This is a genomic window from Dongia rigui (assembly GCF_034044635.1).
Taxonomy (GTDB): Bacteria; Pseudomonadota; Alphaproteobacteria; order Dongiales; family Dongiaceae; genus Dongia; species Dongia rigui.
Map to the genome: position 1 here is coordinate 60,395 of NZ_JAXCLX010000001.1, position 13,949 is coordinate 74,343.

At 62.0% G+C, this 13,949-nt stretch carries 12 protein-coding genes; 2 read left to right on the top strand and 10 right to left on the bottom strand.

Translation table 11 applies throughout. The annotated features are described in order from the left end of the window. Positions 1-179 precede the first annotated feature (179 nt). A complete protein-coding gene (locus SMD31_RS00290) occupies positions 180-401 on the top strand; it encodes a hypothetical protein (RefSeq protein ID WP_320498502.1) in 222 nt (73 codons plus the stop codon). A gap of 206 nt (positions 402-607) precedes the next feature. Further along, complete coding sequence (gcvA, locus tag SMD31_RS00295; RefSeq protein ID WP_320498504.1) at positions 608-1,534, top strand: transcriptional regulator GcvA; 927 nt, start codon at positions 608-610, stop codon at positions 1,532-1,534. A 10-nt stretch (positions 1,535-1,544) separates the two neighbouring features. On the opposite strand, the gene SMD31_RS00300 is transcribed toward gcvA, so the two are convergent. From SMD31_RS00300 to SMD31_RS00345, 10 genes are all read right to left on the bottom strand, one after another. Next, positions 1,545-2,432 (bottom strand): ferritin-like domain-containing protein, encoded by an 888-nt coding sequence (locus SMD31_RS00300; RefSeq protein ID WP_320498506.1) that lies wholly within the window; start codon positions 2,430-2,432, stop codon positions 1,545-1,547. A 146-nt stretch (positions 2,433-2,578) separates the two neighbouring features. Continuing rightward, positions 2,579-4,192 carry a GMC family oxidoreductase gene (locus tag SMD31_RS00305; RefSeq protein WP_320498508.1) on the bottom strand — a complete coding sequence of 538 codons (1,614 nt, stop codon included), beginning with the start codon at positions 4,190-4,192 and terminating at the stop codon, positions 2,579-2,581. Between the two features lie 11 nt (positions 4,193-4,203). Beyond that, positions 4,204-5,109 carry an NAD(P)-dependent oxidoreductase gene (locus SMD31_RS00310; RefSeq protein ID WP_320498510.1) on the bottom strand — a complete coding sequence of 302 codons (906 nt, stop codon included), beginning with the start codon at positions 5,107-5,109 and terminating at the stop codon, positions 4,204-4,206. 23 nt (positions 5,110-5,132) lie between these two features. Then, positions 5,133-6,317, bottom strand: a complete 1,185-nt coding sequence (locus SMD31_RS00315) for a fumarylacetoacetate hydrolase family protein (RefSeq protein WP_320498512.1) — start codon at positions 6,315-6,317, stop codon at positions 5,133-5,135. A 32-nt stretch (positions 6,318-6,349) separates the two neighbouring features. After that, on the bottom strand, positions 6,350-7,309 hold the full coding sequence (locus SMD31_RS00320; protein WP_320498515.1) for an ABC transporter permease: 960 nt from the start codon (positions 7,307-7,309) through the stop codon (positions 6,350-6,352). Beyond that, positions 7,306-8,259 carry an ABC transporter permease gene (locus SMD31_RS00325; protein ID WP_320500984.1) on the bottom strand — a complete coding sequence of 318 codons (954 nt, stop codon included), beginning with the start codon at positions 8,257-8,259 and terminating at the stop codon, positions 7,306-7,308. The genes SMD31_RS00320 and SMD31_RS00325 overlap by 4 nt, the downstream gene beginning before the upstream one ends. A gap of 2 nt (positions 8,260-8,261) precedes the next feature. Next, a complete protein-coding gene (locus tag SMD31_RS00330; protein WP_320498517.1) occupies positions 8,262-9,722 on the bottom strand; it encodes a sugar ABC transporter ATP-binding protein in 1,461 nt (486 codons plus the stop codon). Positions 9,723-9,736: 14 nt separating this feature from the next. Next, positions 9,737-10,750: an ABC transporter substrate-binding protein gene (locus tag SMD31_RS00335; protein ID WP_320498519.1), complete on the bottom strand. Its 1,014-nt coding sequence runs from the start codon at positions 10,748-10,750 to the stop codon at positions 9,737-9,739. Between the two features lie 90 nt (positions 10,751-10,840). Further along, positions 10,841-11,611: a FadR/GntR family transcriptional regulator gene (locus SMD31_RS00340; RefSeq protein ID WP_320498521.1), complete on the bottom strand. Its 771-nt coding sequence runs from the start codon at positions 11,609-11,611 to the stop codon at positions 10,841-10,843. Positions 11,612-11,760: 149 nt separating this feature from the next. Beyond that, complete coding sequence (locus tag SMD31_RS00345) at positions 11,761-13,893, bottom strand: mechanosensitive ion channel family protein (RefSeq protein WP_320498523.1); 2,133 nt, start codon at positions 13,891-13,893, stop codon at positions 11,761-11,763. Between the last annotated feature and the right edge of the window lie 56 nt (positions 13,894-13,949).

Consider the following 13,949-nt stretch of genomic DNA (forward strand, 5'->3'; position numbering starts at 1 on the left):
TTCTTGAAGGAGTGCCCGAAATGAATACTGACCGAGAAATCCGCATCCTCATCACCGCGCTCTGTTGCGGCGGAACCTGTTGTTGAAATCGTCGTTCAACGCATTCGAAGCATTCGCTTCATTCTGCTGTCATCGACCCGGCTTAGAACAACGCCAGAAGCCGGTGAGGAGGAGTTCACGTGTCCAACATTTCCATCAGCCGCGCAGCGGCCAATGAAAACATCCCGGCCTTCGCCATCGAGGTCGCCGGCATCTCGGCCGGCCTCGCCCTGCGCGAGCGCGGTGGCTTCAGCTTCTTTGCCGCCGATCCGCGGTTCCGCCTGCTCGACGGCAGCCGCTTCCGACGCCTTGCCCAGGTCGAAGAAGCGGCCCGCAATCTGGCGCGCGCCACCGGCGTCTGATCGGTCGGAGGGATCTTCGTTCTGTTGGAGGCGCGTGCCGCAGCGGCACGCGCCTCTACCTGTTAATATATTGAAATAACTTTTATTTTTTGCAGGCCGGTCGGCTGGAGCGATGATCCGGCTTGACGTCACGATCTATACCTAACTAAATTGATAGGGTAGATAGTTTAAACTGATGTCCCCAGCGATTTCCCCGAGAGATGTCGATGTCTGAGAAGACCCGTCGTTTGCCACCGTTGAATTCGCTGCGCGCCTTCGCGGCAGCTGCCGAGCGCCTCAGCCTTGCCGCGGCGGCCGAGGACCTGCATGTGACGCCGTCTGCCGTCAGTCTGCAGATTCGCCAGTTGGAAGATCACCTGGGGCTTCCGGTCTTCATTCGCACCGGACGCGGCCTGCAGCTGACCAACGAGGGCAAGGCGATTCTTCCGGGTATCCTCGAAGGCTTCGACCAGCTGCGCATGGCGTTGTCGTTGCTCGGCCCAAAGAGCGACGAGAATGTGCTGACGCTGTCCGTGGCCCCCTCTTTCGCATCGAAATGGCTGTCGCCGCGCCTTGACGCATTTGCGCAAGCCCATCCGCAGATCGACGTTCGCATTCTGGCCACCGATCAACTCGTGGATTTTGCCGTCGACGAGGTCGACATCGCCATTCGCTATGGCAGCGGCGTCTATCCCGGCGTCACGTCCGAGCATCTGCTGGCGGAACGCGTCTTTCCGGTCTGCGCACCGCAGCTGCTGGAGAACGTGGCACATCCACTGGATCTGCTGCGCAGTCATCCGCTGCTGCATGACGACAGCCCGGATCAGGACAAGACCTGCCCGGATTGGCGCATGTGGCTGCGTGCCGCCCGTGTCAGCGGCGTCGATTGGCGCCGTGGCCCGCGCTTCAACCAGTCGAGCCTTGTTCTCGAAGCCGCTGTCGCGGGGCGTGGCATTGCGCTGGCGAAAGCAACGCTGGCCGCAGCCGACCTTGCCGCCGGCAGACTGGTGAAACTCGCCGAAATCGATCAGCCGATCGAATTCGCCTATTACCTGGTCTATCCGGCTGAACGCCGCCAATGGCAGAAATGCGCTGCGTTTCGCGAATGGATCATGGCCGAAGCCAAAGGCGCGCCCGACGGCCAGTCGCGCTGAACCCGGCGGGTCAGCCCATCATCTTCAGCGCCAGCTTCAACAAGCGGGGCATCATCATCGGCCGCAACAGGCGCGGGTCGTAGCCCTGCATGCGGCGATCATTCTCCTTGAGACACAGTTCAAAGAAGGTGCGCTTGGTAAAGCCGCGCGCCACCGTGGTGGCACCCGCCGTCAGGAAGTTCGATTTCGGCCCCTTGCGCCGACGACGCGTTTCCATCGCCATCGAAACACGCGAGGCGAATTGCTCGCCGATCGCCACCAGACATTTGAGATCGAACCAGCAACGCTGGACGAAATTCAATTCGGCGCGGCGATAAGCGACATAGTTCACGAAGAACATGATATGCCGCGCCTCTTCCTGGATCACCGGCTCGAAAGTCTCGACCAGGGCCGGCGGGAAAAAGCCCGAGCTGCGCGCCAGATCAAACAGCCCGAAGGCGAAGAACGAGTTGATGCATTCGCCAAAGCCCGTGCGCAAAAATCCGAACTCCGGGTCGCGCGGCGGCAGATAAACCGGTTCCGGACCGAGCTCGATCCGGTAGAAGGTCAGCATGTTGTGCAGCACTTCCTTATGCCGCCGCTCTTCGGCCGCGTTAAGGTTGAGGGCCGCCGCAATCTGCGGATCCTTGATGACGTTCGCCTGCCACTCCATGCGCAGCGAGGCGCGCCCTTCGATGGCGACCGCCGTATCCCAGAACGGCAGGCTTGAAAGGCGCGCCAATTCCTCGTCCGACAGTTTGGGCCAGGCGATCACGGCCGGTTTGTACGGGTTATAGGTGTCCGTCAGCAGGCGACAAAAGGCATCGCGATGCGCCTTGCTCCCGGGAACGAGCCCGCCCTTATTCGGATAGGACCAATTATAATAAGGGGTTGGATCGTATTGGGTCATATCGAGCATAGGGGCTTCCATTCGGCGAACCTTACAGAATACTGACAGACTTATGCCACGGGCGGCCCCGCCCGGACAAGGAGCGGCGGTGGTGTCGCGTAAGCGCGCTCACGCGTTTTCGGGCGGTCAGCGCTGCGACATATGGGCGCGGCGGGTCAGTTCCGGTCCGCCAGGATCATGTCGGCCCCTTTCTCCGCAATCATGATCACCGGCGAATTGGTGTTGCCGGAGGTGATCGTCGGCATGATCGAGGCATCCACCACGCGCAGCCGGTCGAGACCGCGAACCCGCAATCGCGCATCCACCACAGCACCCGGATCGGTGCCCATACGCGCGGTACCGACGGGGTGAAAAATCGTCGTCCCAATGTCGCCGGCAAGCCGCGCTAAAGCCACGTCATCCTGGAATTCGACCCCCGGCTTGAATTCAGCCGGTGCAAACGGCGCCATCGCCCGTGTCGCCATCAGGCGGCGCGCGTGGCGGATCGAATCCGCCGCAACTTTGCGATCAACGGGATCCGACAAATAATGGGGGTCGATCGCCGCCGCCATGGCCGGGTCGGGCGAAACGATCTGAACGGTGCCGCGACTGCGCGGTCGCAAATTGCAGACCGACATGGTGATGGCCGGGAACCGATGCAATGGCTCGCCAAAGGCGTCGAGCGATAAGGGCTGCACGTGATATTCGATGTTCGCCGTTGCAAAGCTGGGGTCGGATTTCGCAAAGATGCCAAGCTGGCTCGGCGCCATCGTCATCGGGCCACGGCGCCGCAGCGCATAATCCGCGGCGATCCGTGCCTTGCCCCAAAGATTGCCCGCCATCTGGTTGAGCGTGCGGGCGCCGGTGATCTTGAAGACCGTCCTGATCTGCAGATGATCCTGCAGATTGGCGCCGACGCCGGGCAATTCATGCACCACATCGATGCCTGCCGATTGCAGAACGGCGCCGGGCCCGATGCCGGACAATTGCAGGATATGCGGCGAGCCGATGGCGCCGGCCGCGAGGATGGTCTCTTGGCGCGCGTGCGCCGACACCGCTTCGCGGCCCAAGCGAAATTCAAGGCCGTCGACGCGCCGGTCCACGATCGTCAACCGTTCGACCAGCGCGCCGGTCATGACCGTCAGATTCGGGCGCGACAGGATCGGTCGCAGAAACGCCTTGGCGGTGTTCCAGCGAACGCCCTTGCGCTGATTGACCTGGAAATAGGACGAGCCTTCATTGTCGCCGCGATTGAAATCGTCGACTTTGGGAATGCCAATTTCTGCCGCGGCGTCCCGCACGGCATCCAGGATCGGCCAGTGGATGCGCGGTTCTTCAACGCGCCATTCCCCCGCCCCGCCATGCATGCCTTCTTCCGGCGCGAAATGGCGCTCGGATCGAACGAAGTATGGCAGCACATCGTCCCACGCCCAGCCCGGATTGCCGAGCTGCCGCCAGCCGTCATAGTCCTGCGCCTGACCGCGCATATAGATCATTCCGTTGATCGACGAGCAGCCACCCAGCACCTTGCCGCGCGGATAGTTCAAGGCACGGCCATTGAGGCCGGCCTGCGGCACGGTCTTGAACCCCCAATCCGTGCGGGGGTTGTTCATGCAATAGAGATAGCCGACCGGGATATGGATCCAGATGTAATCATCCTTGCCGCCGGCTTCGAGCAGCAAGACGCGGTTCGCCGGATCGGCAGACAACCGATTGGCAAGGACACATCCTGCCGAACCGGCTCCGACGACGATGTAATCCCATTCTCCGAGAGAGCGGCGCTCCGTCATTGCACCCGCGATCACCGCCCCTTTGCCAGCGCCTTGTCGCTGAGCGACGTCAGCACGTCGATCACTTCCGGAACATAGTTCTGCCCCATGCCGGCAGCATTCGACATGGCATAGAGCTGGTGGATGGCCGAAGCAACGAAGGTCGATACCGGCAGGTTTTCCGCCATCTGCAGGAAGTAGCGCACATCCTTCTGGGCATTGGCGATGGCGAATTGCAGCTGCGTGTTGTCGCCGTCGATCTGATAGGCGGCAAGGCGCTGGAACATGACACTGTTGGCGCCGCCCGCCGTCACGATCTGGCGCAGGGCGTTGAGATCGACGCCGGATTTCTTGGCCGCGGTCAGGGCCTCGGCCGTCACCGCCGCATAACCCAGGGACAGCATGTTGTTGATGAGTTTGGCCTTATGCGCAGCACCAACAGCGCCGCAATAGACCACCGTGTCGGCAAAGCAATCAAGGACCGGCCGGATTTCCTGCAGCGTCGCCGGATCGCCCCCCGTCATCAGGCCAAGCTTCCCGGCCTCCGCTTCCTTGGGCGTTCTTGTCATCGGGATATCGACAAAGCGACCGCCTTTGGCAGCAACTTCCGCCGCGAGCGTCACGGTCGAATCCGGCTGGGCGGTCGTGCAATCGGCGACGATGCCGCCGGACTTCAATCCAGCGAGCAATCCATCCGGGCGCCGCACGATGTCTTCCATTTGGGTGGAATTGCCGACGACCGTGATCACCATGTCGCAAGCGGCCGCCAATTCCGCCGGGCTCTTCGCCTCCTTGGCGCCCTTGGCCAGTAAGTCCTCGACCGGCTTGCGATTGCGATGCGCAAGGACGGAGAGCTTGAAGCCCTTGGCCAGAATATTCTTGCCGATGCCGTGGCCCATGAGCCCGGCACCGATGAGACCGACATGTTGAATGGTCATGCTTTCCTCCCTTGCAATCAGTGTCAGAGCAACCCGCGCTGCGCCAGATTTTTCATCAGTGCGCCGGTGCCGAAGGTCCACGGTTCGACCTCGGTCGTCAGGCGCACGCGATTGACGAGCGCGCCGAGCTTGGGCGTCGCGATGGTGACGACATCGTCGATCTTGTGGGTGAAGCCCATGCCAGGCGCGCCGCGATCTTTGATCGGCGCGAACATGGTGCCGACATAGAGGACCAGCCCATCCGGGTATTGGTGATTGCGGCTCAACGTCTGTTTGGCAAGATCCGTGACGTCGCGGCTGATCTGGTTCATCGACGATTTGTCATCGAGGATGAACTGATCGAGGCCGGTCACCTTGACCGACAGTTCCGCCTGGCGCAGGTCATCGATGGTGAAGGTTGCGTCGAACAGGCGGATGAACGGCCCCAAGGCAGCCGACGCATTGTTGTCCTTGGCGCGCCCCAGAAGCAGGGCCGAACGGCCTTCGAAATCGCGCAAATTGACATCATTGCCCAAGGTTGCGCCGACGATCCGGCCGGTCGGGTCAATCACCAGCACGATTTCCGGTTCAGGATTGTTCCAGCTCGATTCCGGATGAATGCCGATATCCGCACCCGTTCCCACGGCCGACATCGGCTGCGACTTGGTGAAGACCTCGGCATACGGCCCGATGCCGACTTCAAGATATTGCGACCACATGCCCCGCTCGATGAGGGCCTGCTTCAGCGTCTCGGCCTCGGCCGAGCCCGGCTTGATGCGCCGCAGATCGCCACCGATTTCCTTGGCGATGACTTGGCGAATGCCTTCGGCCGCCGTCGGATCGCCCTTGGCGCGTTCTTCAATGACGCGCTCCAGCATGCTGGCGGCGAATGTCACGCCGCAGGCCTTGATGGCCTGCAGATCGGTCGGCGCCAAAAGATAGGGTTTGTGGGGGTCGCGTTTACCGCTCGGCGTATTGGCAAGGCAGGCTTCAAGGCTGCCCAGCGATGGCGCTGACGCCGCGGCGGCCTGCACCGCCGCAGTCGGATCTTTTTCAGCCAGCACGGCCGCCATGGTCGCGAAGGATTTGGAAAGGTCCTTCAACTCGGTGCCGCTCACCAGCACGACGCTCGGGCCAGCCGGGTTGCCGGGCACCCAGGCGCGGCCGATCAAAGTGCCGGCCGTACCGTCGTTGGGCAACACATTGGCCGGTGTCAGTGAAATATCCATGATGTCTTCCTGTCAAAAACGGCCAGCCAAGGTCAGCGCTTCTGCGCGCCGCTCCCGGCCAGCGTTATCACGCCGATGATGATCAAGCCTGTCATGATGAGACGCAAACCGGCGCTGGCGCCATAGGTGTTCAGCATCGTCACCAAAAGATACATGAAGAGCGCGGCACCCCATATGCCCGGCACATTGGCGCGGCCACCGGCCACGGATGTGCCGCCGATGACGACGACCGCAATCGAGGCCAAAAGATACTCTTCGCCCATGTTGAGCGAGGAACCCCCGGAAAAGCCCGACAGCAGCAATCCGCTCAATGCCGCCAACACCGCGCTCAGCACATAGGTCGCAAGCCGCGTCCGCTCGACCGGAATACCGGCAAGCCACGCCGCCCGCATGTTCTGCCCGACCGCCAGGACCGAACGGCCGTAATAGGTTCGCGCCAGAACAACACCCATGATCGCCGTAAAAATGATCCCGCAAATGGCCAGGATGGGAATACCGGCGACCTCAGCGGTGGTAAAATCGGCCAAGGCGGGCGGCGGCTTGATGCGCAGTCCCCGGCCATAGGCGATGGCCGTCGATTGCACCAGGAAACTTGCCGACAGCGTCGCAATGATCGGCGGAATCCGCAGCAGGCGGATGAGACCGTAATTGAACAATCCGACCGCCAGGCCGACACCGATCGCGACGGCAAAGCCGGTCAGGATCATGCCGTCCTGGGTATCCATGATCTTGGTCGTGATCGCCCCGGACAGCGCCATCGTCGCCGGAATGGAGAGATCGACATTGCCCGGTCCCGTCGTGATGACGAACATCTGGCCGATGCCGACGATGATGGTGAAGGTGGCAAAGGAAAGTGCTGCGGTCAGCATCTCGCCGCCGCCCTGCCCGCCGGTGAACAGAATGGTCGCCAGCCAGACGGCGGCGGTCGCCACAAAGGACCAGATCCAGTCTCGCGTCCGCAGGAAATAGATGACGCTGCCGATCGATATCATCGCCGTTCTCCCCGGCTGATCAACGCGCGCAAGGCGAGAACGATGATGAGGATCGCCCCTTGCGCACCGATCTGCCAGTCCGGCGATATGCGCAGGAAAATGAGGAACGAGCCGGTCAAGGTCAGGGTCAATGCGCCGAGCACGGCGCCGATTGGCGAGATGCGTCCACCGACGAATTCAGCGCCGCCCAGGATCGCGCCGGCAATCGAATAGAGCGTATAGCGGTCGGCTATGTGGGCGTCGCCAGAGGTCGTGAGGCCGACCAGCGACAGGCCGGAAAGCACGCCAAAGACTCCCGCCATGGCAAACATCGTCATTTTGATGCCCAGCATCGACCACCCGGCCCGGGCCAACGCCTTGGGATTGCCACCGGCCCCGCGCAGGACCGCGCCATAGGACGAATTCATCAGCATCAAATGCACGACCAGGGCGATGGCCGCTGCCGCAATGATCGGAAACGGGATGCCGGGAACCTTGACGCCCATCAGCGCCTTGATGAATTCCGGCGACTTGCCGCCCGGCGTTGGCAGGATCAGCACCGCTATGCCCAACCACACGAAGGACATGCCGAGTGTCACCACGATCGACGGTAGATCGCGCAAATGGATGAGGGCGCCCATCGCCGCATAGACCGCGATACAGCCCAGCAGCATCAACAGGCCAAGCGTAGGCGTCTCATGCAGATAAGTGGCGCCGATACAGGCAACGAGGCCGACGAACGCGCCGATCGACAGGTCGAGATCATTGACCGTGATGACGAACATCTGGGCAATGGTGGCAAGTGCGATCGGCACGGCGTACTGCAGCATCAGGTTGAGGCCGAAATAGCTCATCGCGTTCGGCTGAATAATAAAAATCGCGGTAAGGACGGCCCCCAGCGACAAGGCCGGCAGTGCATTGCGCAACAGGCGCGCATTCAACGTCCCACGCAGAATCGTCACCGGCAGCATCGTCACGCCACCTCGTGGAACGAAGCGCGCAAGACCCGATCCTCGGTCAATTCGACCCGGGGAATATCATCGACAATCTGCCCGTTGCGGAAGACATAGACATGATCGCAATTGCCAAGCTCGTCGATCTCGGTCGTATACCAAAGGAACGTCCGACCCCCGCGCGCCTCTTCCTTGATAAGATCATAGACTTCGAGCTTGGTGCCGACATCGACGCCGCGCATCGGGTCGTCCATCAAGACGATCTGGGCATTCGACCCGAGTGCACGCGCAAAGAGAGCCTTCTGCTGGTTGCCGCCAGAGAGCGAGAGGATGTTATGATTCATATCCGGGGTTTTGATCCGCAATTTCCGATGCCACGCGGCAGCCATCGTCTCGGTCGCCGTCTGGTCGATTAATGCCCGTTTGACCATACTTCCCAGCGACCCGATCGTGACATTCTCCGCGATCGACCAAAGCGGAAAGATCCCATCGCTCTGCCGATCGCCGGCGATCAGCGCCACGGGTGCGGCCACCTTGGTCTCGGTGTAACGTTTCTTGGCATTGGCGAATATCTGCAGCAGCATGCGGGTCTGGCCGTGCCCTGCCAAGCCGGCAAGCCCCACAATCTCGCCCTTATGCGCCATCAGCTTCCGATCATCGAGCTGGGCTGCAGGTCTGGCATCGACAACCGCATCGGCCGCCCGACGGAATCCGGTCCCGGGAGTGGCTTGAGCCGGTTTCTGTTCGGCGACAGTGCCCATTGCCGCGACCAGTGAGTCGCGCGTGAAAGTGCCGGCCTCACGCGCGGCAACGACCGCACCGTCCTTCATCACCACGATCCGGCTGGAACTGCCGAGAATTTCACCCAGCATATGGGAGATGAGGATGATGCTGAGCCCCTGCGCCACTTGCCTGCGCACGAATGTCAGCAGCTGTTCCGCCGTCACTGCATCGAGCGACGAGGTCGGCTCGTCCAGGATGACCAACCGCAGCGGCGCATCCGTCACGGTGAAGGCACGGGCAATCTCCACCATCTGGCGCCGGCCGATCGGGAGGTCTCCGACGATGTCACCAGGCGCGATATCGTGGCCCGGGAAAATCTCGTCGAGCTTGGCACCGATCAACTGCGAAGCCCGCTTACGCCACCCCCACCCCGTCAATGTGCGGTGGAAAATGCGCGCATTCTCCGCGACCGTCAGATTGGGGCAGAGCGATAGTTCCTGAAACACGCAGCGAATACCGTGCTGATGGGCCGCGGCAACGTTGTAATGCGCAGAAATGTCCGTTCCGCCCACCGAGATGCTGCCGCTATCGGGAACCAACGTGCCGGCAAGCGCACCCATCAGGGTCGACTTGCCGGCACCGTTATGTCCGACCAATCCTAAGCATTCGCCAGGCGATACCGTGAGATCGACCCCCGCCAAGGCGCGCACCGCGCCATAGCTTTTGGCAACACCCGCCAGATGGACAGTCTCACTCACGGCGCCCGTCATCATTACTTGCCTGCGATCACTTTCTGGGCGTCGTCGAGCGAATACTCGACATTGGCGACGCCGCCCTTCTCGGTGGTCTCAAGGCTCTTTTCCAGATCCGCCTGGTTGATCTGCAGGAACGGGACGGTCAGATCCTTCGGCACGTCCTTGCCATCGAGGATCTGCTGCGCCACCCAGAAGGCCAGCGTCGAGACGCCCGGGGCGATCGAGACCGACATGGTCTCATAGCCATTGGCGTCCTTCTGTTCCTTCCACCAGGCCAGTTCATCCTGGCGGTTGCCCATGATGATGAGTGGCGTCGGTCGGCCGGCAGCCTTGAAGGCCTGCGCTGCGCCATAACCGTCGCCACCCTGTGTCACCACAGCCTTTACCTCGGGAAGCGAGGGGAGAATGCCGGCAACGGCCTTCTGCGCCACTTCCTGCGCCCAATCGCCGTGGACTGAACCTACGATCTTGAACTTGCTGTGCTTGGCAACGCCCGCTTCGATACCGGAATGGATCGCATCGTCGACGAAGACGCCAGCGAGGCCGCGGATTTCCAGCACGTTGCCGCCATCGGGGATGCGTTCGTTAAGGTAGTCGACCTGAATGGCGCCCATCTGCTTGAAATCGACCGCGATGCGCCAGGCACAGGGCTCGGTCACGATGCCATCGAAGGAAACCACGATGATGCCGGCATCGCAGGCCTGCTTCACGGCACCGTTGAGGGCGTCCGGTGACGCGGCATTGATGACGATGGCGTTGTAGCCCTGCAGGATCAGGTTCTGAATCTGTGCGGCCTGCTCGGTCACCTGGTTTTCCGAGGTTGTGAAGGCGGAGGCTTCCGCCACCACGCCGTCCTTCACCGCCTGGCCGGTCACCTTCTCCCAGCTCTTCAGCATCGCCTGGCGCCAGGAATTGCCAGCGTAGTTGTTGGAAAGCGCAATCTTGGCCGAAGCCGTATCAGCGAGTGCCACACCCGCATTCATGCACAGGCCGATCGCTGCCAAGGACAGCAGTTTCACGCGAAAGCTCATGTCGTTCCTCCATATCTTTCGTTGGTCATCTATTGGTGCGCAAAATTTCGATCGTCGTGATGACGCCGACGATCCTCTCAAAAAAAAGCCCTATTCCCCGCCCTGGCGCTCCGTGCGCGCCCGCCGATTGGCATCGCGCTTGGCCATGTGCCCGACAATATCGGCCCAGGCGTCGTCGATGAGTTGCGCCATCATTTTCCGGGCGGCGGCTGCGTCCTTGCGCTGGATCGCCCTCAAGACATCGCCATGCAGCGGCACAGCTTCCGCACGCGCACCTTCGATCTGGCTCGACAGCTTGAAGCTGAAAAGCAGCGCGGATTCGATGACATGGCCGGTCGAACTGACGAAAGGATTGTTCGTTGCCTCCAGGATCCCCTGATGGAAAGCAAGATCATGGACAATGTGTTCGGGGGTATCCTCCGGACACCGTTCCATGCCGGCATAGGCTTCAGCGATCTTTTCAATCTGCGCCGGCGTCGCCCGTTCGGCAGCAAGCGCCGCCGCCTCGGGCTCAAGAACGCGCCGCAATTCGGAAAGATGGATCGCGTATTGCTCTGCCTCGCGCGAGGCGAAGCTCCAATTGAGGATATCGGGGTCCAGCATGTTCCATTGTTCGCGACCGCGCACACGGGTCCCAATCTTGGGTCGCGGATCGACCAGGCCCTTGGCTGCCAGCACCTTGATCGCCTCGCGCATGACCGGCCGGCTGACCTTGAATTCATCCGACAGGGCATTTTCGCTGGGCAGGACGTCGCCGGGCATGAACACGCCACCAACGATTCGCTCGCCCACTTCATTCAGTATCTGGCTGTGAATGCTGCGCCGCAAAAATGGCCGTCCGGCCTCGCGCTTGATGAGCACCGCTTTATCCTCCCGGCATTCTTCCGGCCGTTGCAGCCGGTTGCGACATTGTTTTTTCTTTGTGCTGAGCCGTCGCCTGATCCCGCACATTTTTTGTCATACAATATGTCTTATTGCCCCAGTCGGACTGGGGAAGTCAAGGGCAGCGGTCAGCCGTCACCGGCTGCTGGTGCCGCGAGATCCAGTACCTGCTTGGCGGCCGCCGAACTTATATGCTCAGCCCCGCCCGCGACCTGCACCGTTGGCTGCGCAAAGTTGATGCCGTTCTCGTTAAAGGCCGTGCGGATGGCCGCCAGAGCCTTGCGGCGAATGACGAATTGCTCGCCAGGCTTCGTCATCATCTTCATGCGAATCTGAATCGCATAATCGCCGAATTCCTCGACGCCCTGCATCTTCAGCGGCTCGATGATATGCGGCGCGTATTCGGGATTGGCCGCGAGTTCCTTGCCCACTTCCTTAATCAGCTTGCGCGCTTTCTCGAGATCCGTGTCATAGGTGACGCCGATCGTCAGCTTGTCGATGACCCAGTCACGGCTCATGTTCTGCACCGCCCCCAGTTCGCCGAACGGTACCGTGTAGAGCGGGCCGCGATGATGCCGCAGTTTCACCGAACGCAGACTGAAGGATTCGACCGTGCCCTTATAGCTGCCGCTCTGGATGTACTCGCCGACGCGGAACGCATCGTCGAGCAGGAAGAACATGCCGCTGATGATGTCCTTGACCAGCGTCTGCGCACCAAAGCCCACCGCGACGCCGACGACACCGGCACCGGCGATCAGCGGTGCGATCTCGATGCCCATCGATGACAGGATCATCAGCAGGGCAATGACCAGGATGATGACGAAAAGGACGTTGCGCAGGATCGGCAGCAAGGTACGCAGGCGCGCCTGCCGGCGAACCTCCTCATTGTCGATATGGCTGTTGGCTTGCGTGCCTGACAATTTTGCATCGATGACGGCGCGCGCGAAGTGCCACAGGAACTCGGCCACCAGGGCAATCACGATGGCGCTCAACAGGCCGCGCGTCAGGCGTGTCCCCAAGGTATCCTGCATCGTCATGGCGATGAGATCGACATGCCACGCCTTGGCCAGCAACAGCGCCGCCGCGATGATCAGCAAGGCGCGGAGGCCCCGTTCCAGCGCCACTTCGGGCACGCCGCGGACATTTCCCTGCGCACTCGCGGCACCGGCAGGGCGCAGGATGTGGTTGACGGCGTGGCGCATGCCGCGCAAGGCCGCCGGCAGCCCCACGACCGCCACACCCAGCCAGAAGGTCGGCATGGCGGAAGCGACCCAAAGCAGCCACAGCACAGAGAAATAGGCCGTGATCAGCCAGTTGGTCAGCCGGCCATGGTCATGCGCCGGCGGTTCCTCAGGGTGCAGCGCCGCCGGCGGTCGCCGCCAGGTCGATTCGATGCCGATCGCCAGCAGCATCAACCCCAAGATGTAGGCGATCAGCACGCGCGAGCTGAAGGAAAGGCCCAGCGTGCCGAGCAGGCCGACAGTCACCCAGCCGATCGCCAGCCAGCCGACGGCCAAGGTAATGCGCCGATACCAGAACCATGCGGCCACCGTATTGATAGGCACCAGGCGGAAGCGTTCACCGCCTGGCGCCAGGAGGAAACGCCCGACGACCAGTGCAATCCGCAGCACCAGGCAGGCGCTGAGGTAACCCAGCACGATCTCGCGCAGCAAGGGTGGCCAGGTGAACGCCAGAAAAGCGCCCACGCTGCCGATGGCAAAGGCGATCACCAGGCCCAGGCCGAAAGACATGCGGATGCCGGCGGCGCGCAATCGCTCGCCCACGGTCCCCAGCGGCACGGTGACGATCCAGCGCTGCAGGCCCCGCGTCGCGTACCGGAACAGCCATTCGGCCAGAAAGCCCAGCGCCAGGAACCCGACGATCAGCGACACAATCTGGACGATCCCGCGATCCTCGAACTCGACCATCAGGATATCGCGCGCCCGCGTAAACTCGGCCGGCATGTTCGGCACGGTCATGACCAGATTGCCGATATGCTGGCGGATCTCGACTAGGCGCCGGTCCATATAGCTGCTGGGTGCCATCATATCGCCCGAAGCGGCGGGTGCTGCGGCCTGGGCAGTGTCCGGCGCCTTTTGCTGCGCCACCCAATCGCGCACCGTCGGGTCGTCCAGCAGTTGCAGCAGTTCCTGCACCTTGGGTGGCGGGCCGGCCGGCCCATCCGTGGTCTGCGCCTGGGCCGACCCGCTCGTCCCCAGCATCGCCAGCAAACCCAGCAGCCCCAGCCAATGCCTGAACATAAATGCCCCCGATTCAATCCCTTGGCACATGCTGCCTGTTTTTTCGGGCGCTGCCC